This window comes from Amycolatopsis antarctica (assembly GCF_002262875.1).
GTDB lineage: Bacteria > Actinomycetota > Actinomycetes > Mycobacteriales > Pseudonocardiaceae > Amycolatopsis > Amycolatopsis antarctica.
On sequence record NZ_NKYE01000005.1, the window covers coordinates 273382 to 296942 of the forward strand.

The 23561-nt window shown below is 69.8% G+C and carries 23 protein-coding genes; 15 read left to right on the top strand and 8 right to left on the bottom strand.

Going from position 1 to position 23561, the window contains the following annotated elements:
* Positions 1-102: 102 nt before the first annotated feature.
* A complete protein-coding gene (gene leuA, locus CFN78_RS10905) occupies positions 103-1884 on the bottom strand; it encodes a 2-isopropylmalate synthase (RefSeq protein ID WP_094862603.1) in 1782 nt (593 codons plus the stop codon).
* A gap of 400 nt (positions 1885-2284) precedes the next feature.
* Here leuA and CFN78_RS10910 point away from each other — a divergent pair, with 400 nt between their 5' ends.
* Positions 2285-2635 carry a hypothetical protein gene (locus CFN78_RS10910; protein WP_094862708.1) on the top strand — a complete coding sequence of 117 codons (351 nt, stop codon included), beginning with the start codon at positions 2285-2287 and terminating at the stop codon, positions 2633-2635.
* A gap of 139 nt (positions 2636-2774) precedes the next feature.
* Here CFN78_RS10910 and CFN78_RS10915 read toward each other — a convergent pair whose 3' ends face one another.
* Together CFN78_RS10915 and CFN78_RS10920 are read right to left on the bottom strand one after the other, a co-directional pair.
* Positions 2775-3365, bottom strand: coding sequence for a nitroreductase family protein (locus tag CFN78_RS10915; protein WP_094862604.1), 591 nt, complete (start codon positions 3363-3365; stop codon positions 2775-2777).
* Positions 3366-3393: 28 nt separating this feature from the next.
* Entirely contained in the window at positions 3394-4539 is a 1146-nt protein-coding gene (locus CFN78_RS10920; RefSeq protein ID WP_240519380.1) for a hypothetical protein, read from the bottom strand.
* 366 nt (positions 4540-4905) lie between these two features.
* On the opposite strand from CFN78_RS10920, the gene CFN78_RS10925 reads away from it, so the two are divergent.
* From CFN78_RS10925 to CFN78_RS10955, 7 genes are all read left to right on the top strand, one after another.
* The gene (locus CFN78_RS10925) at positions 4906-6171 is read left to right on the top strand and encodes an aspartate kinase (protein ID WP_094862605.1); all 1266 of its coding nucleotides are present in this window, start codon (positions 4906-4908) and stop codon (positions 6169-6171) included.
* Between the two features lie 2 nt (positions 6172-6173).
* Complete coding sequence (locus tag CFN78_RS10930; RefSeq protein WP_094862606.1) at positions 6174-7214, top strand: aspartate-semialdehyde dehydrogenase; 1041 nt, start codon at positions 6174-6176, stop codon at positions 7212-7214.
* A gap of 90 nt (positions 7215-7304) precedes the next feature.
* Positions 7305-8183 carry a sigma factor-like helix-turn-helix DNA-binding protein gene (locus CFN78_RS10935; protein ID WP_094862607.1) on the top strand — a complete coding sequence of 293 codons (879 nt, stop codon included), beginning with the start codon at positions 7305-7307 and terminating at the stop codon, positions 8181-8183.
* Positions 8184-8270: 87 nt separating this feature from the next.
* A complete protein-coding gene (locus CFN78_RS10940; RefSeq protein WP_094862608.1) occupies positions 8271-9392 on the top strand; it encodes an NAD(P)/FAD-dependent oxidoreductase in 1122 nt (373 codons plus the stop codon).
* 135 nt (positions 9393-9527) lie between these two features.
* Positions 9528-10718 (top strand): RtcB family protein, encoded by a 1191-nt coding sequence (locus tag CFN78_RS10945; RefSeq protein ID WP_094862609.1) that lies wholly within the window; start codon positions 9528-9530, stop codon positions 10716-10718.
* A gap of 368 nt (positions 10719-11086) precedes the next feature.
* Positions 11087-11485 carry a hypothetical protein gene (locus tag CFN78_RS10950; protein ID WP_133116324.1) on the top strand — a complete coding sequence of 133 codons (399 nt, stop codon included), beginning with the start codon at positions 11087-11089 and terminating at the stop codon, positions 11483-11485.
* A gap of 30 nt (positions 11486-11515) precedes the next feature.
* Positions 11516-11905: a hypothetical protein gene (locus CFN78_RS10955; RefSeq protein ID WP_094862611.1), complete on the top strand. Its 390-nt coding sequence runs from the start codon at positions 11516-11518 to the stop codon at positions 11903-11905.
* Between the two features lie 25 nt (positions 11906-11930).
* Here CFN78_RS10955 and CFN78_RS10960 read toward each other — a convergent pair whose 3' ends face one another.
* Positions 11931-13118, bottom strand: coding sequence for an MFS transporter (locus tag CFN78_RS10960; protein ID WP_240519381.1), 1188 nt, complete (start codon positions 13116-13118; stop codon positions 11931-11933).
* A gap of 132 nt (positions 13119-13250) precedes the next feature.
* Between CFN78_RS10960 and CFN78_RS10965 the strand changes: the two genes are divergently transcribed.
* Entirely contained in the window at positions 13251-13709 is a 459-nt protein-coding gene (locus CFN78_RS10965; protein ID WP_094862612.1) for a Fur family transcriptional regulator, read from the top strand.
* A 12-nt stretch (positions 13710-13721) separates the two neighbouring features.
* On the top strand, positions 13722-15161 hold the full coding sequence (locus CFN78_RS10970; RefSeq protein ID WP_094862613.1) for a catalase: 1440 nt from the start codon (positions 13722-13724) through the stop codon (positions 15159-15161).
* A gap of 83 nt (positions 15162-15244) precedes the next feature.
* On the opposite strand, the gene CFN78_RS10975 is transcribed toward CFN78_RS10970, so the two are convergent.
* From CFN78_RS10975 to CFN78_RS10985, 3 genes are all read right to left on the bottom strand, one after another.
* Complete coding sequence (locus tag CFN78_RS10975; protein WP_094862614.1) at positions 15245-16003, bottom strand: hypothetical protein; 759 nt, start codon at positions 16001-16003, stop codon at positions 15245-15247.
* A 148-nt stretch (positions 16004-16151) separates the two neighbouring features.
* Complete coding sequence (locus tag CFN78_RS10980; RefSeq protein ID WP_094862615.1) at positions 16152-16409, bottom strand: hypothetical protein; 258 nt, start codon at positions 16407-16409, stop codon at positions 16152-16154.
* 288 nt (positions 16410-16697) lie between these two features.
* Positions 16698-17783 carry an alpha/beta hydrolase gene (locus CFN78_RS10985; protein WP_094862616.1) on the bottom strand — a complete coding sequence of 362 codons (1086 nt, stop codon included), beginning with the start codon at positions 17781-17783 and terminating at the stop codon, positions 16698-16700.
* A 127-nt stretch (positions 17784-17910) separates the two neighbouring features.
* On the opposite strand from CFN78_RS10985, the gene CFN78_RS10990 reads away from it, so the two are divergent.
* The 3 genes from CFN78_RS10990 to CFN78_RS11000 all read left to right on the top strand — a co-directional run bounded on the left by CFN78_RS10990 (position 17911) and on the right by CFN78_RS11000 (position 19586).
* Positions 17911-18489 (top strand): NADPH-dependent FMN reductase, encoded by a 579-nt coding sequence (locus CFN78_RS10990; protein WP_205660484.1) that lies wholly within the window; start codon positions 17911-17913, stop codon positions 18487-18489.
* 146 nt (positions 18490-18635) lie between these two features.
* Complete coding sequence (locus CFN78_RS10995) at positions 18636-19061, top strand: organic hydroperoxide resistance protein (RefSeq protein WP_094862617.1); 426 nt, start codon at positions 18636-18638, stop codon at positions 19059-19061.
* 48 nt (positions 19062-19109) lie between these two features.
* A complete protein-coding gene (locus CFN78_RS11000) occupies positions 19110-19586 on the top strand; it encodes a Dps family protein (RefSeq protein WP_094862618.1) in 477 nt (158 codons plus the stop codon).
* A 336-nt stretch (positions 19587-19922) separates the two neighbouring features.
* Here the strand turns inward: CFN78_RS11000 and CFN78_RS11005 are convergent, their stop codons facing one another.
* A complete protein-coding gene (locus CFN78_RS11005) occupies positions 19923-20990 on the bottom strand; it encodes an NADH:flavin oxidoreductase/NADH oxidase (protein ID WP_094862619.1) in 1068 nt (355 codons plus the stop codon).
* Positions 20991-21109: 119 nt separating this feature from the next.
* Between CFN78_RS11005 and CFN78_RS11010 the strand changes: the two genes are divergently transcribed.
* Together CFN78_RS11010 and CFN78_RS11015 are read left to right on the top strand one after the other, a co-directional pair.
* Positions 21110-21727, top strand: coding sequence for a TIGR03085 family metal-binding protein (locus CFN78_RS11010; RefSeq protein ID WP_094862620.1), 618 nt, complete (start codon positions 21110-21112; stop codon positions 21725-21727).
* A gap of 71 nt (positions 21728-21798) precedes the next feature.
* Positions 21799-23556, top strand: a complete 1758-nt coding sequence (locus CFN78_RS11015; protein ID WP_094862621.1) for a bifunctional metallophosphatase/5'-nucleotidase — start codon at positions 21799-21801, stop codon at positions 23554-23556.
* Positions 23557-23561 lie beyond the last annotated feature (5 nt).

Sequence of the window (23561 nt, forward strand, 5' to 3'; positions counted from 1 at the left end):
TCGCGCACCGCGGCGACGAACGCCGCCCGGGCAAACCCCTTCGGACGGGATTTCACCCGGGCGGCGCTCCCGTTGCCAGGGCCGGAATTCCCGGTCCTGCGCCTACCGGTTCGCCCGGTTGACCGCCGATACCGCGGCACGCAGCGAGGCGGTCACGATCGACGGGTCGACGCCGACGCCCCAGTAGACCCGGTCGTCGATGGCGCACTCGATGTAGGCGGCGGCGCGGGCGTCGTCACCGGGCGACATGGTGTGCTCGCTGTAGTCCAGCAGCCGCAGGTCGAAACCGACGCCGGCGAGAGCGTCGAAGAACGAGGCGATGGGCCCGTTCCCGCTGCCGGAGATGTCGTGGACGTCGCCGTCCACCTTCACCGTCGCCTCGATCTCGTACTCCCCGCCGCCGGTGTCGGTGACGTGCTGGCGCACCAGCTCCAGCGGGACGCGCGGCTCCAGGTACTCGGCGGAGAAGGCGTTCCACATCGTCGACGGGTCGACCTCGCCGCCCTCGGAGTCGGTGTGCCGCTGCACGATCTGGGAGAACTCGATCTGCAGCCGGCGCGGCAGGTCGAGCTGGTGCTCGCTCTTCATCACGTACGCGACGCCACCCTTGCCGGACTGCGAGTTCACCCGGATCACCGCCTCGTAGGCCCGTCCGACGTCCTTCGGGTCGATCGGCAGGTACGGCACCTCCCACGGGTACTCGCCGACCGGCACGCCCTCCCGCTCGGCGGCCTTGTCCAGCGCGGCGAGGCCCTTGTTGATGGCGTCCTGGTGGCTGCCGGAGAAGGCGGTGAACACCAGGTCGCCGCCCCACGGGCTGCGCTCCGGGACCGGGAGCTGGTTGCAGTACTCGACCGTGCGCTTGATCTGGTCGATGTCGGAGAAGTCGATCTGCGGGTCGATGCCCTGGCTGTAGAGGTTCATCCCCAGCGCCACCAGGTCGACGTTGCCGGTGCGCTCGCCGTTGCCGAACAGGCAGCCCTCGATCCGGTCCGCCCCGGCCTGGTAGCCCAGCTCGGCGGCGGCGATGCCGGTTCCCCGGTCGTTGTGCGGGTGCAGCGACAGGATGACGCCCTCGCGACGTTCCAGGTTGCGGTGCATCCACTCGATCGAGTCGGCGTAAACGTTCGGCGTGGCCATTTCCACGGTCGCGGGCAGGTTCAGGATCACCGGGCGCTCGGTCGTCGGCTGCCACACCTCGGTGACGGCGTTGCAGACCTCGACGGCATAGGACAGTTCGGTGCCGGTGTAGGACTCGGGGGAGTACTGGAAGCGGAAGTCCGTGTCGGGCTGCTTCGCCGCGTACTCCAGCGCCATCTCCGCGCCCTGCAACGCGATCTTCTTGATCCCCTCGCGCTCCTCGCGGAAGACCACGCGGCGCTGCAGGATCGAGGTCGAGTTGTAGATGTGCACGATCGCCTGCTGCGCGCCGGCGAGCGAGGCGAAGGTGCGTTCGATCAGCTCGGGGCGGCACTGCGTCAGCACCTGGATCCGGACGTCGGAGGGGATCGCGCCCTCCTCGATGATCTCCCTGACGAAGTCGAAGTCGGTCTGGCTGGCCGCGGGGAAACCGACCTCGATCTCCTTGTATCCCATACGGACCAGCAGATCGAAGAACTTCCGCTTGCGCGCGGGCGACATCGGGTCGATCAGTGCCTGGTTGCCGTCACGCAGGTCGACCGCGCACCACAGCGGCGCGCGCTCGATCCGCGCTGCGGGCCAGGTGCGGTCCGGCAGGTCGATGTCCTCGACGAGTTCGTGCCACGGGCGGTAGCGGTGCACGGGCATCGAGGTGCCGCGCTGCGGGTTCCAGGCCGGCTGGCCCGAGGGGGCGGGGCGGGCGGGCTTGCGGATGCTGCTGGGGGAATTGCCGGGCGTGGTCATGAGGGTGAGACAGCTCCTGCGGTGAGTCGGTACGGGTTCGTCGACAACGGACCGACCGGCGGCAACACAAAGCCCCGCGACGAGGAGCCGGTCTGGTCAGGCCCCGTCGCGGCAGCGAAGCAGGAGTGCGCGTGCCACGAACCGAGACTAACCGCCCGCATGGCGAGAAGGAAACCCGGTGTGACGCCAAACCGTTAACTTCCCGGGTACCGAGAATGTTACTCACCCGTAGCGTCCGACCGGCCGCCGTGTCAGACTGCCGTGCATGGCCGAGCATGCCGAGAAGACCGGCAAGGAGCAGGTGAGCGCCGGACCCGAGGGGTCCGAGCCGCAGCACCGTGCGGACGCGGGGGCAGCCGAGGCGCCGACGCAGGCGATCCCGCCCACGCCCGCCTACTCCGTGCCGGACGAGGACGAGGGCAAGAAGTCCGGCTCGAAGGTCGACTGGCGGGCCGCGAAGGACAAGGTCGTCGGCCTGATCGCCGGTATCGCGCGGTGGATCGGGCTCATCTTCGCGCTGATCCTGGTCATGCACGTCATCTTCGTGGTCGGCGACGCCAACCCGGAAAACGGCATCGTGACCTTCGCCCGTGACTGGTCCGAGACCCTGTCGGTCGGCTTCAAGGACCTGTTCGCCCCGGCCGATCCGAAGCTCAGCGTCCTGGTCAACTACGGCATCGCCGCGCTGTTCTGGCTGGTCGTCTCGTCCATCGTCGCCAAGATCATCCGCCGCGTCGGCGGAGCGGGCTGACCCCGGGCGCGTCCGGACCGCAACGGACCAGGGGAGCAGCCGCTCCGGTCAGCGTGCGACGAATGTTTTCGCTTGCGGTACAAGGGAAGTCGTCGCCGTTCCGTCGTTCCACTTCGGACGGAACCGGCGGCGGACCGGGTCAGAACGCCGGATTTCCCCAGTCGCCCTCGTGGGCGAACTCCGACAGCGCGATCCGGTCGCGGGGCGCCCGCTCGCGTTCCACGCGGCGCTCCTCGCCCAGCACCTCCGGCTCGGCCGCGCCACCCACGGCGATCGCGATCACCGGGCGGACGTCGTCCGGCAGCCCGAACTCCCGCCGCACGGCCTCCGCGTCGAATCCGGCCATCTGGTGCGCCACCAGCCCCTCGGCGACGGCCTGCAGCACGAGGTTCGCGCTCGCCAGCCCGACACCGAACTCCGCGTAGGGAACCTCGCCTTTGTCGTTGCGCGCGGCGGCAAGGCCGACGAACAGCGCACTCGACCGCCGCGCCCAGCCCTGGTTGCTCTCGGTGAGCGTGCCGAGAATCCGGTCGAACGCCGCATCGGGGCGGATGCCGAACAGGAAGCGGGCGGGCTGGGTGTTGCCGTAGGACGGAGCCCAGCGGGCAGCTTCGAGCAGTGACCGGACGGTGCCCTGGTCGAGCTTGGTGTCCACGTCGAAGGCGCGCGGGCTCCAGCGGCGGGCGATCAGGTCGTGCACGGGTGCGCTCGTGTCGGCGGGTTTCTCCATGCCGCCACGATAATCGGCTCCCCCTGGCTCAGATCGCGTTCTCCCAGATGATGAGCGCGCAGTAACCGAACCAGGAACTCGCCACGGCGGCGCCACCGAGTACGAGCGCCCTCGTCGCCGTCCGCCGCCGGGCCAGCGCGACGGCCACCGGCACCAGCAGCGTGAACGCGGGCAGCAGCAGCCGTGCCTTCGAGGTCATCAGTCCCGCGGAGCCCAGCGTCATCACCAGCACCCCCGCCCCGTAGACGAGCAACGGCCATTCCAGCCGCCGCCGGTACGCGAACACCAGCAGCGCCACGAATCCGGCGGCCACCAGCACCGCGGCGACGTCCTGCCAGACGTCGAGGCGGGTGATCGCCGTGCCGGCGAACCGCGTGGTGGCCAGCCCACCGTCGAAGTGCGACCCCCAGCCGTTCTCCTGCAGTTCCGTCCACGAGCCCATCCGGTCCAGCCAGTCCGCCTGCGGCCGGATCCAGTCGCCGGCCCAGGACAGGTAGCCGAGCAGCCCGGCGGGTGCGATCGCCGCGCCGAGCACGGCACCCACCCGGGACGGCAGATGGCGCGAACGCAGCGCGTGCAGCAGCGCGGCGAGCGCGACGGCCAGTACCAGCGCGACGACGGTCGGCCGGACCAGCCCGGCCAGTGCGCAGCAGCCGCCCGCCCACAGCCAGCGGCGTTCCAGCACGAAGACGAGCGCCCACGCGGCGAGCGCGCAGAACATCGCCTCGGAGTACGCCATGGACAGCACCACGCCCATCGGGGCGGCCGCGAACAGTGCGACGAGCACGTACCCGGCGACCGGGGAACCGCCCCGGACGATCCGGCCGAGCCGGGCCAGCGCGTACGCGGCCAGCACCCCGGATGCGGTGCTCACGAGCAGCGCCGCCCCGGCGAGGGTGAGCCCGGGCAGGTGCTCCGCCCAGCGCACGATCGTCGGGTAACCGGGGAAGAAGGCGAGCGGCGTCTCGGCGCTCTGCGTGCCGTAGGCGTCGGCGAGCGTGTCCGGGGTGTCGGCGTAGCCGCCGGCGGCGATCCCGAGGTACCACTGGCCGTCCCATACCGTCAGCGCGGTGACCAGGTCGAACTCGCCGATCCGCCCGGCGATCCACAGCATCAGGACGCCGAACTCGCGGATGGCGAGGTAGATCAGCGCCGGTGCGAGCGCCGCCGCCACCCGGGCACCGGGCCGGGATCGTCCGCGATCCGGGAGCGTTCCCCTGGTGGGCGCGGGCTCCGGTGCCCACGCCGTTGCCCGGCCCGTCGTTGCTCGGTTCGTCGCTGCTCGGTTCGTCGTCCGGGTGGACGTCTGCGTGGACGGCACCGGTGGGTACTCCTTTGCGTCCGCTCGACACGCCCTGGCTCCGAAGAAAGGTGGCCAAGGTTACCCGAATGGGTGAAGGTCGACTTCGTCGCGGGAGTGGTCGGGGCCACACAAGCCAGTGGTCCGGTGGCCCCGCCCCGGTAGGCTCAGCCGAAACAGTGGGACGCCCGCCCTGGCGAAGCGGCGAGGTCGCGACGTCCCCAGGAGGAGGTTTCGGGCGTGGCGCTCGTAGTCCAGAAGTACGGCGGTTCGTCGCTGGAGAGCGCTGACCGGATCAAGCGGGTGGCCGAGCGCATCGTGGCCACCAAGAAGGCCGGCAACGACGTGGTGGTGGTCTGCTCCGCGATGGGCGACACCACCGACGAGTTGCTCGATCTCGCCGAGCAGGTGAACCCCGTCCCGCCGGAGCGCGAGATGGACATGCTGCTGACGGCGGGGGAACGCATCTCCAACGCGCTGGTGGCGATGGCCATCTCGGCACAGGGCGCGGAAGCGTGGTCGTTCACCGGTTCGCAGGCCGGGGTGGTGACGACGTCCGTGCACGGCAACGCGCGCATCATCGACGTCACGCCCAGCCGGGTCAGCGAGGCCCTGGAACAGGGCTACGTGGCGCTGGTCGCCGGATTCCAGGGCGTTTCCCAGGACACCAAGGACATCACCACCCTCGGCCGCGGTGGCTCCGACGCGACGGCCGTCGCGCTGGCTGCGGCGCTCGGCGCCGACGTCTGCGAGATCTACTCCGATGTGGACGGTGTGTACACCGCCGACCCACGGATCGTGCCCGACGCCCGCAAGCTGGACACCGTGCCGTACGAGGAGATGCTCGAACTCGCGGCCAGCGGGGCGAAGGTGCTGATGCTGCGCTGCGTCGAGTACGCGCGCCGCTACGGAGTGCCGATCCGTGTCCGTTCTTCGTACAGCGACAAGCCGGGCACCACCGTCACCGGCTCTATTGAGGAGATCCCCGTGGAACAGGCGTTGATCACCGGCGTGGCCCACGACCGGTCCGAAGCCAAGATCACGGTCATCGGCGTGCCCGACCACGCCGGCGCGGCCGCCAAGATCTTCCGCACCGTCGCCGATGCCGAGATCGACATCGACATGGTGCTGCAGAACATCTCCAGCACCTCGTCCGGCCGGACCGACATCACCTTCACCCTGTCCAAGGCGAACGGCCCGAAGGCCGTGCAGGAGCTGGAGAAGCTCAAGGACGAGCTCGGGCTGACCTCGGTGCTCTACGACGACCACGTCGGCAAGGTCTCGCTCGTCGGCGCCGGGATGCGCTCGCACCCGGGCGTCACGGCAGGCTTCTGCGAGGCACTGGCCAAGGCGGGCGTGAACATCGAGATCATCAACACCTCGGAGATCCGGATCTCGGTGCTGATCCGCGAGGCGCATCTGGACGACGCGGTGCGGGCGATCCACGACGCATTCGAACTCGGCGGCGACGAAGAAGCCGTCGTCTACGCGGGGAGCGGACGGTAGAGATGGGTTCCAACGGACTGCGCGTCGGCCTGGTCGGCGCCACCGGTCAGGTCGGTGCGGTGATGCGGCGGCTGCTGGCCGAGCGCGACTTCCCGATCGCCGAACTCCGCTACTTCGCCTCGGCGAGGTCGGCGGGCAGCACGCTCGCCTGGCGGGACACCGAGATCGAGGTCGAGGACACGGCGACGGCCGACCCGTCCGGGCTGGACATCGCGTTGTTCTCGGCGGGCGGATCCACCTCGAAGGCGCAGGCCCCCCGGTTCGCCGAGGCAGGCGTCACGGTGATCGACAACTCCTCGGCCTGGCGGCTCGACCCGGACGTCCCGCTGGTCGTCAGCGAGGTCAACCCGGGCGAGATCAAGAACGCCAACAAGGGCATCATCGCCAACCCCAACTGCACCACCATGGCCGCGATGCCGGTGCTCAAGCCGCTGCACGACGAGGCGGGACTGGTTCGGCTGATCGCGAGCACTTACCAGGCCGTCTCCGGCAGCGGGCTGGCCGGCGTGGAGGAACTCGCCGGGCAGGTCGCGGCGGCGGGGGACCGCGCCGCCGAACTGACCCATGACGGCAGCGTTCTGGACCTCGGCGAACCGGTGAAGTACGCGCGGCCGATCGCGTTCAACGTCCTGCCCATGGCCGGGTCCATTGTGGACGACGGTTCGCAGGAGACGGACGAGGAGCAGAAGCTGCGCAACGAGAGCCGCAAGATCCTCGGCATCCCGGAACTGCTGGTGTCGGGTACCTGCGTGCGGGTGCCGGTGTTCTCCGGGCACGCGCTGTCGGTCAACGCCGAGTTCTCCCGCGCGCTCTCCCCGGAGCGGGCGGCCGAGCTGCTGTCCTCGGCGCCGGGGGTGCGGCTGGCCGACATCCCGACACCGCTGCAGGCCGCGGGCCAGGACCCCAGTTACGTCGGCCGGATCCGGGCCGACCCCGGCGTGGCCGACGGCCGGGGACTCGCCCTCTTCCTTTCCGGCGACAACCTGCGCAAGGGCGCGGCCCTCAACGCCGTGCAGATCGCGGAACTGATCGCCGCGGGCTGACCCCGCGAGCACTCTCCTCGACGGCCCCGTTCCCGCCCATCCGGCGGTGACGGGGCCGTTTTCGCGTCCCGGCATGGCAGGCTGGACCTCGTGACCGCCAGGGACGTGGATCGCTTCGAGGCAGACGGGCGACGCCTGTTCGGCCTGGCCTACCGCCTGCTGGGCAGGGCGGCGGAGGCCGAGGAGGTACTGCGGGACGCGTACCCGCGCTGGACGGGCCGCGCGGACGCCGCCGAGCCGGAGGTGGGGCCGACCACCCTCGTCACCAGCCTCTGCCTTGACCGGCTGACCTCAGCGCGGGACGGGCGGGAGCGGTACCCGGGTCCATGGCTGCCGGAGCCGGTGTTCACCGCGGACGACGCGCTCGGCCCGCTGGAAACCGCCGAGCGGCGTCATTCCGTCTCGTTCGGGCTGCTCGTTCTGCTGGAACGTTGTGCACCGGCCGAACGGGCGGCGTTCGTGCTGCGCGAGGCCTTCGGCCACAGCCACCGCGAGATCGCCGGGATCCTGAACGTCGGCGAGGACGACTCCCGGCAGCTCCACCGCCGCGCCCTGGCCCACGTCGGCGAATCCCGGACCCGCTCCGCGGTGCCGCCGGAGGAGGCCCGGCAGCTCGTCGAACGCTTCCTCGCCGCCACCGTCACCGGTGACGTGGCCGGACTGGAGGCACTGCTCGCCGCCGAGGCGGTGGCCTGGTCCGACGATGGTGGCCGGGCGTCCACCGTGCGGCACCCGGTCCGGGGCAGGGCCGAGGTCGCGCGGATGCTGGCCGGGCTCGGCAGGCACCCGAGGGCGGCCCACTCGCAGGTCGCCGTCTCCCCGGTGAACGGACAGGCCGCCGTCGTCGTGCACCAGGGCGGTGAGCTGACGGCGGTGCTGGTACCCGAGTTCGCCCGCCGAGGCCTGGTCGCCGTGCGCACGGTGAGCGATCCGGAGAAGCTGCGGTTCGCCGCCCGTCAGCTCGTGTGACCCGGCTCATCCCGCCGCACTGTCACGTTTCCGCCCGCCGATCGGTCTACGTGGCGACAGCGGATGAGGCGGAAAGGGAGTACGGACATGACAGCTCACATCGTGGTTCTCGGCGCCGGGTACTCGGGCCTGGTGGCGGCCAAGCTGGTGGCGCGCCGGACAGGGGCGAGGGTGACGCTGGTGAACGCCGGCGACCGGTTCGTCGAACGGGTACGGATGCACCAGCTCGCGTCCGGGCAGCGGCTGCGCGACCTGCCGCTGACCGGGCTGCTGGACGGCACCGGAATCGAGTTCGTCGTCGACACGGTCATCGGGATCGACCCGGCGGCCCGGACGGTGCGGCTGGCGGGTACCTCCGCTCCGCTCGGGTACGACGTGCTGATCCACGCGCTCGGCAGCGGTGCCGACGTCCACTCGGTTCCGGGGGTCGCCGAGCACGCCTACCCGGTGGCCGACGCCGCGCAGGCCGCGCGGCTGCGCGACCGTCTGCCGCTGGCACGCAGCGTCGCGGTGGTCGGCGGCGGCCTCACCGGCATCGAGGCCGCGACCGAACTCGCCGAGTCGCGTCCCGGGCTGGCCGTGACGCTGGTGACCGGTGGCCTGCTCGGCGAAGCCCTGTCCGTGCGCGCGCGGCGACACCTCCAGCGCGTCTTCCGCCGGCTCGGCATCACGGTCCGGGAGAACGCCCCGGTGGGCGAGGTCCGCCCGGACGGCGTGCTGCTGCCGGGCGGTGAGCACCTCCCCGCCGACACCGTCGTCTGGACGACGGGCTTCACCGTGCCGCCGCTGGCGGGCGAGGCGGGGCTGGCCGTCGACACGCACGGAAGGCTGATCGTGGACGAGACGCTGCGCTCGGTCTCGCACCCGGAGGTCTACGGCGTCGGCGACGGCACGGCCGCGCGTATGCGCTCGGGGCAGGAACTGCGGATGGCCTGTGCGACCGGCCTGCCCTCCGCCGCGCACGTCGCCAGGTCCGTCGCCGACCATCTCGCCGGACGCCCCGCGGGTCCGCTGCGCTTCCGCTACCTCAACCAGTGCATCAGCCTCGGCAGGCGGGACGGGCTGGTGCAGTTCGTCCGCGCCGACGACAGTCCGGTGGAGGCGGTACTGACGGGGCGGATCGCCGCGCTGTACAAGGAAAGCATCGTGCGCGGCACGGTCGCGGTGCAGCGGCGGCCCGGACTCGCGGCGCTCAGCGCACCGAGATGACCCACCGGTTTCCCCTGTGCGGCGGAACCGTTCGGCTGGCACGGTCGCGGAATTGGGTTGAGTTTCCGGACCATCGCGACGACCGTGGGCAAGCCTGCGGGACTGCTCTCGTGGGAAGGTTCCGGGAGGGGAGTCATGTTCACGCCAGTCACCGGCGCGCGAGTACCGATCCGTATGTGGGCCGATCCGGCCACGGTCGAGGAGCAGGCGCTGCGGCAACTGCACAACGTCGCGAACCTGAGCTGGGTGCACGGACTCGCCGTGATGCCGGACGTGCACTACGGCAAGGGCGCCACCGTCGGCAGCGTGATCGCGATGCGCGACGCCGTATCGCCCGCGGCCGTGGGCGTGGACATCGGCTGCGGAATGAGTGCGGTGCGAACCTCGCTCACGGCGGCAGACCTGCCGGATGATCTCGGCGCACTGCGCGGCCGGATCGAGTCCCGGGTGCCGGTCGGCTTCAACATGCACAGGACGCCGGTGGACCCGGCCCGGGTGCCCGGAGTCGGCGGGTGGGACGCGTTCTGGTCGGCGTTCGGGGAACTGCACGAGGGCGTGCGGCGGCTGGGCGACCGGGCTCGGTCGCAGATCGGCAGCCTGGGCGGTGGCAACCACTTCATCGAGGTCTGCCTCGAAGCCGGTGGTGCCGATGAGGGACGGGTCTGGCTGATGCTGCACTCCGGTTCGCGCAACATCGGCAAGGAACTGGCGGAGCGGCACATGAGCGTCGCACGGACGCTGCCGCACAACGCGGACCTGCCGGACCCGGACCTTGCCGTCTTCGTCGCCGATACCCCGGAGATGCGGGCGTACCGCCGCGATCTGTTCTGGGCGCAGGACTACGCGGCCCGCAACCGGGCGACGATGGTGGAACTGGTGAAGCAGGCAGTGCGGGACACGGTCCCGGGAGTGCGGTTCGACGAGCCGATCTCGTGCCACCACAACTACGTCAGCGAGGAGACCTTCGACGGCGTCGAACTGCTGGTGACGCGCAAGGGCGCCATCCGGGCGGGTTCGGGCGATCTCGGAATCATTCCGGGCAGCATGGGCACCGGTTCGTACATCGTCCGCGGGCTGGGTAACGCCGACTCCTTCTGCTCCGCCTCGCACGGCGCGGGGCGGCGGATGTCGCGCAACAAGGCGCGCAAAATGTTCACCGCGGCCGATCTCGTGGCGCAGACCGACGGCGTGGAATGTCGTAAGGACGCGGGCGTGGTGGACGAGATTCCGGCTGCGTACAAGGACATCGACTCGGTGATCGCTGCGCAGAGTGACCTCGTCGAGGTGGTGGCGCTGCTCAAGAAGGTGGTCTGCGTCAAGGGCTGATCGGGCGGTGTCCAGCGGAATCGCCGGCGTGGATTCCCGGCATCCGGGGGATTGCGAAAACGGTTGTCCACACGATTCCGAGTTGTCCACAGGCTTGGTTGTGGATTGTTTTTCATGTTCCCCTCGCGCGCTTGGCGGAGGTACGGACTCGCGAAGCACCCGTCAGCCACCCGTTTGGAGCAGTCCTGGAGGCCCTGCGCAGAGTCGTTCCGGTAACCGCGTCCCGCCCCGATAGGCCGCTTTCGGCGGCGGGGTGCAGGCAGCGCCACCGGTCACGGTGCAGTCGTCTGCACCGTGACCCGGCAGCCCGTTGCAGACTTCCGCATTTTCCTTGCCAGGTACACGTTCCAGCTCGTTAACGTCGGAGCATGACCATACGTGCGAGAGCGTTCCTCCTCGGCGCCGCCATGCTCGTCCTGTCGCTCACCGCGTGCGAGGAGAAGGAGGAACTCGACAAGGTCCTCTCCGAGGCCGGCGACGTCACCGGCACGATGTCGGTCTGCGTCCGCGCGATGGGCTCGCTCGTCTCGCTCGACCCCGGGTCCGCCGACGCGGACGGTCTCGGCGAGGAAGCCGCGCGGAAGGCGAAGGACGCCAGGGAACTCGGCGAGGACGTCGACGATGCCGAGCTTCGCGGAGTCCTCACCGAGATCGCCGAGAGCTACGAGTCCTGGGACGAGGACAGCACCGACGTCCAGGCGTGGATCGACCGCAACGAGGAGACCGTCGAACTCCTGGACACCCTGTGTTCCTCCAGCGGAGGGTAGCCGTAAGAGCGGGCCCGGTAGGTTGATCACATGACGAAGCGCCCGCTGGGGATCATCGCCGCCGCCTGCCTGATCGGGTTCTCGGCGGCAGGCTGCACCGACGCGATCAACGAGGCCGTCGACAGTGCGGGGAACGTCAAGGACAAGGCCGGGGCCTGCGCCGAGGCGCTCGGGCTGACCAGCTTCGATCCGACCTCGCTCGACCCGGAACAGCTCGCCGCCAAGGCGGGCGAGAAGGCGGAGCAGGCCCGTCAGCTCGGCGGCAGGGTCGCCGAGCAGGACCTGCAGCAGACGTTGTTCGGTATCGCCGACGGCTACGTGGAACTCGAGCAGCGGCAGGCCAAGGGCATCGGCACGATCAACGAGTGGGTGCAGCGCAACGCGGGCAACCTCGATCGCCTGCGCCAGGTCTGCCTCTGACCGTCCTGTTCGCCACGGTCGCGGGTCACGCCGGGACGAGCGCGCGGGCCGTCGTGCGGCGCTGCAGGAGCACCCCGGCGATGGCGAACGCCAGTCCGCCCACCCCCGCCGCGGCGAAGCCCCACGCCGCCGAGGAGTGGTCGATCACCACACCGACCACCGGGCTGCCGATCGCCAGTCCGAGGCGCGTTGCCGAGTCCTGCAGGCCCATCGCCTCGCCGCGCACCCGGGCCGGCGCGGCGGCACTGACCGTCTCGGTGGTCGAGGCGAGAGTCGGCGCGCACACCAGGTTCGTCGGGATCAGCGCGATCGCCAGCAGCCACCACGGGTCACCGAACAGGCCGACCGGGATCACCAGCACGGCCAGCAGCACGCTGAGCGTCAACTGGGACAGCGAACGATGCACGGCGCCGTGCACCAGGCCGCCGATCAGCGAGGCCACGCACATGACGACGATGACCAGCCCGGTCCACTCGATCTGACCGGATTCGCGCAGGGCGGCCAGGGCGGCGAGTTCGGTGCCCACCAGCACGAACAGCGCCCCCATCGCGATCAGCAGCGCCGCCAGCAGCCGTCCGCCGAGCCAGCTGCGGATCGCCGGACGGGCACCGGCCGGTTCCCGCGACTCCTCGGCGCTGCGCACCGGCGGGTTGGTCAGCAGCAGGGCCACGGTCACCAGCGCGAACGCGATCCCGACACCGGTCAGCGCGGCAGCGGAGGAGAACTGCGTGGTGACGAAGATGCCCGCCGCCGGGCCGATCATGAACGTCGTCTCGACGGAGATGGTGTCCATCGAGTACGCCGCGCGACGCTGGTCGGCGGGCACCAGCGCCGCGAGCACCTGCCGGGCGATCGAACCGGCGGGGATGGTCAGGATCCCGGCTGGCAGTGCCACCAGCAGCAGCGCGAAATACGGCAGGTGCGGGGTGCTCAGCCAGTAGGCGCTGGACGCGGTGCCGCACACGGTGACCACCGGCCGTAGCCCATAGCGGTCGATCAGCCTGCCGATCAGCGGTGCGCCGAGCGCGCTTCCGGCGGTCGTCGCGGTGCCCACCAGCCCGGCCGCGCCGTAGCCACGGCCCATGTCGCTGACCACGTGCAGCGTCAGCGTGATCCCCATGGCCGTCATCGGCAGCCGGGCGAGCAGCATCAGCAGCATGGAGGAGGGGACACCGGGCACGTTGAGGACACGACGGTAAGGCTGCAGCGGCACGTCAGCGATGAGACCGTGTCCTGGTACGTCCGTGCAACTCTTTTGTCCGAGGACCTGGTCACACCCTGCCGCCCACCCGATCAGGCACCCTTTCTTGACTCATTCCAGAAAAGGGTCCACGCTGGAGGAGTCATGTCGCACCAGGAAAGCCCCGCGCGGGAGCAGCTTCGATCGGCCGGTCTTCGAGTGACCGCGCCGAGGACGGCGGTGCTGGAGTGGCTCGCGGGCAACCCCCACGCCACGGCCGACCAGGTCGCCGCCGGAATCCGGCAGCGCCTCGGCTCGGTGTCCACCCAGGCCGTCTACGACGTGCTCGGAGCCTGCACGAGGGCCAACCTGGTGCGGCGGATCGAACCGGCCGGTCACCCGGCACGGTTCGAGACGCGAACCGGGGACAACCACCATCACCTCGTCTGCCGTACCTGCGGGCGCACCCGGGACGTCGACTGCGTCCACGGTGCGGCGCCCTGCCTCGAACCGTCCGCCACGGCGGGGTTCGAGGTCGACGAGGCGGAGGTCGTCTTCTGGGGCCTGTGCCCTGACTGCGTCGCGGCCGGGCAGGCGCCCGGACGCGAGACCGACCACCACTAGGAGAGGATTGGCGTGACCAAGCCGACCACGAACAATGTGGGCATCCCGGTCGCCAGCGACAACGACTCGCTGACGCTCGGGGCCAACGGCCCGATCCTGCTGCAGGATCACTACCTCATCGAGAAGAACGCGCACTTCAACCGGGAGCGCGTCCCCGAGCGCGTGGTGCACGCCAAGGGTGGTGGCGCGTTCGGCACGCTCGAGGTGACCGAGGACGTCAGCCAGTTCACCAAGGCGGCCCTGTTCCAGCCCGGTGCCAAGACCGACAGCCTCATCCGCTTCTCCACCGTCGCCGGTGAGCTCGGCTTCCCCGACACCGTGCGGGATCCGCGCGGATTCGCGGTGAAGTTCTACACCAGCGAAGGAAACTACGACCTCGTCGGCAACAACACGCCGGTGTTCTTCATCCGCGACCCGATCAAGTTCCCGGACTTCATCCACTCGCAGAAGCGCCGCGCCGACAACCACCTGCACGACCACAACATGCAGTGGGACTTCTGGACGCTGCGCCCGGAATCGGCGCACCAGGTGACCTGGCTGATGGGCGACCGGGGCATCCCCAAGTCCTGGCGGCACATGAACGGCTACGGCTCGCACACCTTCCTCTGGCAGAACGCCGGCGGCGAGAAGTTCTGGGTCAAGTACCACTTCAAGACCGACCAGGGCATCGAGTTCCTCACCCAGGAAGAGGGCGACGCGCTCGCCGGTTCCGACCGGGACCACCACCTGAAGGACCTGTACAACTCGATCAAGGCGGGCGAGCACCCGACGTGGACGCTGTACGTGCAGGTCATGCCGCACGACGACGCCGCCGACTACCGGTTCAACCCGTTCGACCTGACGAAGGTGTGGCCGCAGGGCGACTACCCGCTGATCAAGGTCGGCAAGTACACGCTGAACCGCAACCCGGAGAACTACTTCTCCGAGATCGAGCAGGCCTCGTTCGAGCCGTCGAACCTGGTGCCCGGCATCGGCCCGTCGCCGGACAAGATGCTGCTCGGCAGGCTGTTCGCCTACCCGGACGCGCACCGCTACCGGATCGGCGCGAACTACACGCAGCTCCCGGTCAACGCCGCGAAGTCCCCGGTGAACACGTACTCCAAGGACGGCGCGATGGCGTACAGCAACTCACCGGACCCGGTGTACGCGCCCAACTCCTACGGCGGTCCGCACGCGGACGCCGCGGTGGCGGGCGAGACGGCCTCGGCCTACGGCGCGAGCGGTGAGGTGTTGCGCTCGGCGTACCGGCCGCACGCCGAGGACGACGACTTCGGCCAGGCGGGCACCATGGTCCGCGAGGTGCTGGACGACGCCGCGCGGGAACGACTGGCAAACAACATCATCGGCCACGCCTCCAACGAGGTGTCCCAGCCGGTGCTGGACCGCGTCTTCGAGTACTGGCGCAGCGTGGACAAGAACCTGGGCGACAGGGTCGCCGCCGCGTTCAAGTGATCACGGTGCACTGACGCCCCTCCCACCACGAGGTACGACGGCCCGGTACGCCCAGCGCGTACCGGGCCGTCGCGGGTCCGGGCTCAGGGCATCGCCCGGCCTTCCTGGTGGAGTTGGGGGTTGAGCGTGTCGGCGAGCCAGGAGACGAGGTCCGTCTCGTACGCGGGGAAGCACTCGATTCCCTTGTGCGCCAGCAGTTCCTCCGCGCCTCGGTTGCTCACGCCGAGGTAGGTACTCTCCAGGTCGATGTCCGTGGCCACGCACCAGGCGCGGTCCGACGGCCACCACAGGTTCGGGGACTGGTGCCAGATTCCCGGGCCGAAATCCGCCATCCCCGCGTCGATTTCGCCTTCGTAGAGCCACATCCGCCGAGCCGGCATCTCGAACTCGGCCTCGTGCGGGGGTTCCGGCGTACGGCCGAAGCCGTCCCACATGCCGAACCAGCATCGTCGTGGTGTCGTGGTGTGCCTGCGCAGCACCGCGACCAGTATCTCGGCTACCGGCAACGGCAGGTCACTCTCCACGGGCGGCTCGTCGTACCTGCCCGGCTGCCTCGCGCGCAGCCCGCCCGGACCGCAGATGCCCGGCCACTGCATGAGTCGGTGCGCGGTCCGCCCGTTCGCCTCGGCGATTCGTGTCCAGGTGACGGGCTCCACGCGCCGACCGTTCCCGGGCGGTCCGGCCGGGCGCAGGTGGGCCGGGTGCAGGACGCGGACGTAGGCAGGGAATCCTCGCGGCAGCAGAGCCGTGACGGTGTGGTCGAAGCCGGAAACGCGATCCGTCACCCACTTCGCGGGTGCCGGATCGGTCGCCGGACGTGGTGCGGACGCCGGTTTCTCCATCGCGCCAGCCTGCGCTACACATCGGGTGCTGTCGATCGGTTTACCTTGGCCAGAACACGAAAAAGGGGCGACGATCCGGGTCCGTTGGACCGGGATCGTCGCCCCTTTTCAGATCCGGCGAGTCATTCGCCGGGAGCTGACGAGATGATCACTCGTCGACGCTGGCGGCCGAGCAGTCGGCGCCGATCAGGTTCAGCACCGGCACGGCGATGACGTTGACCTGGTTGCCGCACAGGTTGACGTTCTCCAGGATGTCGATGTCGTTCAGGAAGTCGATGGACTGTCCCTGGTCACCGTCGTGGTGACCCGGCCAGTCGTTGCCCGACTCGACGCTGGCGAACGCGGTGCCACCGATCATCATGATCGCGGCGACACTGGCGGTGACGAAACCGGCCTTCTTGAACACTGCAACACACTCCTAAGTTTGGGTTTACCGATGGGGGACGCTCCGGTAGGGGCCGGTGATTCCCCGTGACTGGAAACGTACTCGCTGTGCCGGAATGAATGCAGGCCGTTTGCACGTTTGTGTCACCCCTGACCGAGATTGTGCACTCGGATGGGGGGTGTTCACGGTTCTGAATTTGGCATTTACGCGCGGCTGCTGCTATTGCGTCCACTGTGGAATCGCGTGAATGAAACCGTCATTCAATTTAATGAACGTCATTCCTTCGAGAATGGTGACTCGCCGGTAGTTTTACGCTGAGTGATCAACCTTGGTCGGCTCCCCGAATGCGGCCAGGCTCAGGCCGACGCGCAGAGCGCCGGCGGCCTCCGCCGTCGCCTCGCGGAATCGCGTGCCGACGCCGAGGAAGCTGGCGTACCCGTGGATCAGGTCCGGCTGCCGGCTCAGTGCCACCGGGACGCCCGCCGTGCGCAGCTTCTCCGCGTACGCCTCGCCCTCGTCGCGCAGTGGGTCGAACCCCGCCGTCGCGATGTACGCGGGCGCCACTCCGCTCACGTCCTCTGCCAGCAGCGGGGACAGCTTCGGGTCCGTGCGGTCGACGCCTTCGGGGGCGTAGTGGTCGAGGAACCAGGTCATGTCCCCGTCGGTGAGGAAGAAGCCGTCGCCGAACAGCTCGCGCGAGCGCCTGCGCACCGTCGCGTCGACGCCCGGGTACAGCAGGAGCTGGAACACCGGCGACGGCCCGCCGCGCCGGACGGTCTGCTGGGCGACCACGGCGGCAAGGTTGCCGCCCGCGCTGTCGCCGCCGACGGCGATGCGTGCCGGATCCACGCCGAGTTCGCCCGCCTTCGCGCAGACGTGGTCGAACGCCGCCAGCGCGTCGTCGGCCGCGGCCGGGAACGGGTCCTCCGGGGCCAGGCGGTACTCCACCGAGAGCACCCGGGTCCTGGCGTGGTTTGCCAGGAAGCGCGCGGTGTTGTCGTGACTGGCCCGGGTGCCGATCACCCAGCCGCCGCCGTGGAAGAAGAGGAGCAGGCCGGAGTGGTCGTCGATGCCCTCGGGTGTGTAGAGGGTGGCGTCCAGGTCGGCGGAGCCCGCGGGGATCCGGACGTCGCGGGTGTGCACGAGCCGCAGCGGCTTGCCCGCGACCAGTCCGGCGGACTCGTCCAGGGCCTTGCGGGCCCCGGCCACGCCGCCCTTGGTCATCGACGTGCCGGTGAGTTGCTGCAGGCGCAGCAGTAGCTGGGCGTCCAGGGCGAGTTCCTGGCCGTCCTTGCGGATCGGCCTGCCCGCGATCAGCCTGCGCAGCACTGTCGGCAGCGCGTACACGAGCTGCGCGCCCGCCGCCTGGATCCGGATCTGCAACGGCTTGCCCATGCTTTTCCTCCCGCGTCTGGTCGCCCGGCCGACGTTACTCGTCAGTAGCCTGCGATGCCAGATGTGATGGGGCACTCCGTTCCACGGCCTGGTCCTCGACCTAACTCGAGGGTCTAGCCTCGATGGGGTGAGTACGGCATCGGCGGTCAGGATTGTGGGTATCGGCGGTTCGCTCCGGGCGGACTCCCAGTCGGAGCGTGCCCTGCGCATCGCACTGGCGGGCGCGGTGGACGCGGGAGCGGAGGTCGCGGCGATCACCGGTAGCGCGCTGAAGCTGCCGTTCTACGACGCCGGCGAGACCGAACGATCCGCCGAGGCCATCGCCCTGATCGAGGCCGTGCGCTCCGCCGACGGCATCGTGATCGTCTCGCCCGGTTACCACGGTGCGCTGTCCGGGCTGGTCAAGAACGCACTTGACTACGTGGAGGACCTGCGCCCCGACGAGCGTCCCTACCTCGACGGCCGCGCGGTGGGCCTGGTCTCGGTGGCATACGGCTGGCAGGCGGCCGTCACCACGCTGAACCAGCTCCGCACCATCGCGCACGCGCTGCGCGGCTGGCCCACACCGCTGGGCGGGGCGGTGAACACCGCCGAGGTCAAGTTCGACGAGGTCGGTGGCGCCTCGGACGAGAAGGTGGCGGGCAACCTCCGGCTGATCGGCAAGCAGGTCGCCGACTTCGCAGCGAGTACCCGCGCAACCCGCTGACCCCGCTGGGCAACGGCGTTTGACCCCGCCCCCGGCGTGGTAACCGCCGGGGGTGACATTCGGCATCCGCCGGCATGGCCGAACCCCGCTGCGCGTTGTACCTGACAGCAGAAGCGCCATGACGGCGATTCGAGGAGGTACGAACCGTGGCTGATCCGATCTACACCGCCGAGGCGACCGCCCGCGGTGACGGCCGCAACGGCGAGGTGACCTCGTCCGACGGCGTGATCGACGAGACTCTGGCCGTGCCGAAGGAGATGGGCGGCCCCGGCGGTCAGCTCACCAATCCCGAGCAGCTCTTCGCCGCGGGCTACGCGGCCTGCTTCCACAACGCCGTCAAGCGCGTGGCGAGCGAGGCTGGCACCGAGGTGGACGGCTCGACGGTGACCGCCCGCGTCGGCATCGGCAAGACCGAGCAGGGCACCTTCGCTCTCAGCGTGACGCTGGAGACGGCGCTGCCCGGCCTGGAAGAGGGCAAGGCGAACGAACTGGTCGCGCAGGCACACCAGATCTGCCCGTACTCCACCGCGACCCGCGGCAACATCGCCGTCGAGGTCACCGCCACCATCTGAGGAGTCCACAGTGGACTCCACGCAGGTAACCGGGAAAGGCAGGACACCATGAGCACGTCCCCGATCAAGAGCCCGTTGAGCGAGAGCGACAAGGAGATCACCGGCAACGCCCTGCAGGCCACGCTCGTCGATCTCGTCGACCTCTCGCTGATCGCCAAGCAGGCACACTGGAACGTCGTCGGGCCGAACTTCCGCAGCGCGCACCTCCAGCTCGACGAACTCGTCGCGACCGCACGCCAGTACGTCGACGAGGTGGCCGAGCGGGCCAACGCCATCGGTGTCTCGCCGAACGGCAAGGCGAAGACGGTCGTCGAGAGTTCCGGGCTGCCGGACTACCCGGACAACTGGAACTCGGTGGAGAAGACCGTCGCCGCGATCGTCGACATCCTGACCGCGCTCGTCGAGCGCCTGCGTACCCGTATCGACGAGACCGACAAGAGCGACCTGGTCACCCAGGACCTGCTGATCGAGATCACCAGGGCGCTGGAAGAGGCGCACTGGATGTGGCAGGCCCAGCAGGCCTGACCCACCCGCATGCCGTGTCGTGCGTTCGGGCATGCCGTGTCGTGCGCTCGGGCATGCCGTGTCGTGCGCTCGGGCACCCCGTGTCGTGCGCTCGGGCATGCCGTGTCGTGCGCTCGGGCATGCCGTGTCGTGCGCTCGGGCACCCCGTGTCGTGCGCTCGGCACCGGTGTGGCACAGAGCCGCCGATCCCACCGGATCGGCGGCTTTTTCACGTTGCCTGCCGACACCGCGCCGCGAGGTACGTGACGACCCGGCCGGGCCGCTGGCCGAACGTCACCGCCCGGTCCGGCGCGCGGACGCGGCGTTCCATCGTTGCCGTTCGCCGCCGAGGTCTCGCTAACGCCGGTTCCTGGCCCGGGCGTACTGGTTCACCCAGGAGACCTCGGCGCCGAGAACGTCCGCCGCGCGCAGCGCCCAGTGCGGGTCGCGCAGCATCGCGCGGGCCAGGAACACGACGTCCGCCTGCCCGTTCGCGATGATCCCCTCCGCCTGCTCTGGATCGGTGATCATGCCGACCGCGCCGGTCGCGATTCCGGCCTCGGCGCGGATCCGCTCGGCGAACGGCACCTGGTAACCAGGGCCGACGGGGATGTCGGGGTTCGCGGTGTTGCCGCCGGAGGAGGTGTCGATCAGGTCGATCCCGCGTTCGTCGAGCAGCTTCGCCAGCCGGACGGAGTCCTCGATGTCCCAGCCGCCGGACGTCCAGTCGCTGGCCGACAACCGGGCGAACACCGGCAGGTTCTCGCCCACCTCGGCCCGCACCGCCTCGGCGACCTCCAGCGCGAGACGGGTACGTCCGGTGAAATCACCGCCGTAGCGGTCGGTGCGCTGGTTGGACAGCGGTGAGTAGAACTCGTGCACCAGATAGCCGTGCGCGAAGTGCAGCTCCACGGCGTCGAAACCGGCCCCGACGGCACGCCGGGCGGCCGCGGCGAACTGTCCCGGCACCGCCGCGACCTCGGCTTCGGTCAGTTCCCGAGGCGTCGCGTACTTGCCGAACGCCAGCGGACTCGGGCCGACGGACCGCCAGCCGCCCTCGCTCGCCGGAACGGTGCCGCCCGCCTCCCACGGACGGTGCGTCGACGCCTTACGGCCGGCGTGCGCGAGTTGCATCGCGGCCGCGGAACCCTGGGCGTGCAGGAAACCGGTGACCCGCCGCCATGCGGTGACCTGATCGTCGTTCCAGATCCCGGCGTCCTGCGGACTGATCCGGCCCTCCGCGACGATCGCGCTCGCCTCCGTGCAGACCAGGCCCGCGCCACCGGCGGCGAACTGGCCGAGGTGCATGAGATGCCAGTCGTCCGGCAACCCGTCGACCGAGGAGTACTGGCACATCGGCGAGACCCAGACGCGGTTCGGCACGGTCAGACCGCGCACGGAGATCGGTTCGAAGAGTCGGCTCATGCCGCGGTTCAGCGTGCGCGGCGGGCCTTCTCTTCCCGCCGGTGACATTTCTCGCGGCGCCGGCGAACGGGCCGCTCGTGGGCGCGCGCCCGGTGCCGCGGGCGGATACCGTGGCGGCCATGGGTGTAGCCAAGGACGAACGTCTCGCGTTGTGCGCACTGTTCGACATGCAGGGCCCGAAGGCGCCGACCCTCTGCGCGGGCTGGACCACCCGTGATCTCGCGGCGCACCTGGTCCTGCGCGAGCGCCGGCCGGACGCCCTTCCGGGAATCCTGGTCGGACCGCTCGCCGGGTACACGCAGCGGGTGCAGGACGGTTACGCGGCCAAGCCGTGGGACGCCCTCGTCGAACTGGTCCGGACCGGTCCGCCGCGACTGGCACCGACCTCCCTCGGCTTCGTCGACGAACTGGTCAACAGCGCCGAATTCCTGGTGCACCACGAGGACGTCCGCCGTGCGCGGCAGGGCTGGCAGCCGCGTCCGGCTCAGGAGGACCGGGACAAGGCCGCCTGGGGCGCGGTGTCCCGGATCGGCAAGCTCGCTTTCCGGCGCAGTCCGGTCGGTGTCGTCCTCGGCGTGCCGGGGCGTTCCGAGGTGACCGCGAAGCGTGGTTCCGGGCAGGTGATCGTCCGCGGCGAACCGGTGGAACTGCTGCTGTACGCCTTCGGCAGGGACGAAGTGGAGCTTTCCTTCGAAGGAGACAAATCGGCCCTCGACGGAGTGTCGCGCGGCCTCTGAACAGGTCACGGGTAGTCAACAACGGACGCGATGCCTACCCATTCGGTGGATGATGCGCGAAGCTGACGCGCATGCGCTCGTATCGACTCGCCGGCCTCGCCGTCACCGCGGCGGCCGCCCTGATCGTCACCTCCACCCCCGCGGCGACGGCCGCCGAACACGCCTCGATCACGGTCATGGAGACCTCGGATCTGCACGGCAACGTGTTCAACTGGGACTACTACACCAATGCCGAGTACGACGACTCCGATGCCAACGACGTCGGCCTGGCAAAGATCTCCTCAGCCGTCGAAGGAGTGCGCGCCGACCGCGGACGTGATCGCACCATGCTCATCGACAACGGGGACATCCTGCAGGGCACCCCGCTGTCGTACTACTACGCCAAGGTCGAGCCGGTCACCGAGACCGGTGAGACGCACCCGATGGCGAAGGCGATGAACGCCATCGGATACGACTCGGTGACCGTCGGGAACCACGAGTTCAACTACGGGCTGGATCTGCTCGACACCTTCCGCAAGCAGATCGAGGCCCCGGTTCTCGGCGCGAACGTCAGCGACGAGCGCACCCATCTTCCCGCCTACCAGCCGTTCACCCTGAAGAAGGTGGACACCGGCGCGGGCAAGCCGGTCACCGTCGGGGTGCTCGGCCTGACCACGCCGGGCAGCGCGATCTGGGACAAGGGCAACGTCGAGGGCAAGCTCGGCTTCGGCGACATGGTCCAGTCGGCGAAGTTCTGGGTACCGATCATGAAGGCGTTCGGCGCGGAGGTGGTGGTCGCCAGCTCGCACGCCGGTGACGACGGCACCTCCTCCTACGGTGACGAGCTGCCCACCGAGAACGCTTCCGCGCAGATCGCGGAGGAGGTGCCCGGGATCGACGCCGTGCTGTTCGGCCACCAGCACAAGGACGTTCCGCAGCGGTTCGTCAAGAACAAGCTCACCGGTAAGGACGTACTGCTCACCGAGCCCGCGAAGTGGGGCCAGCGACTGTCCGTCGTGGACTTCGACCTGGAGCGCAAGCACGGCCGCTGGCAGGTCGCCGGGGCGTCCTCGGAGGCGGTGAACACGAACACCGTGCCGGAGGACCCGAAGATCACCGAACTGCTCCGGCCCCAGCACGACAAGACCGTCGAATACGTCAACGAGACCGTCGCCGAGTCCTCGCAGGAACTGTCCGCGGCCGAGTCGCGGCTCAAGGACACACCGATCGTCGACTTCATCCAGAAGGTGCAGACCGACACCGTGGAAGCCGCGCTGGAAGGTACTCCGCAGGCGGAGTTGCCGGTGCTGTCGCAGGCGTCGCCCTTCAGCCGGACGGCGAAATTCCCGGCCGGGCCGGTGACCGTCCGCGACATCGCCGGGCTCTACATCTACGACAACACGCTCGAAGCGGTCACGCTCACCGGTGCGCAGGTCAAGGAGTATCTGGAGTTCTCGGCCGGGTACTACAACCAGCTCGCCCCCGGCGCGCCGGTGGACCCGGAGGCGCTGACCAACGCGGGCGGCCTGCCGGACTATAACTACGACATGCTCGCCGGGGTCGACTACGACGTCGACGTCGCCAAGCCCGTCGGCGAGCGGATCGTCAACCTGAGCCGGGACGGGGTGGCCGTGACGCCGGAGCAAGAGTTCGTGCTGGCGGTCAACAACTACCGGCGCTCCGGCGGCGGCAACTTCCCGCAGGTACCCGCGGCACCGGTCGTCTACAACGAGCAGGTGGAGATCCGCCAGGCGCTGATCGACACGGCCACCGAGTCCGGCGTCATCGACCCGGCCGACTTCGCCGTGCCGAACTGGAAGCTGGTCCGCGAGGGCGTCCCGGTCTTCTGATCCCG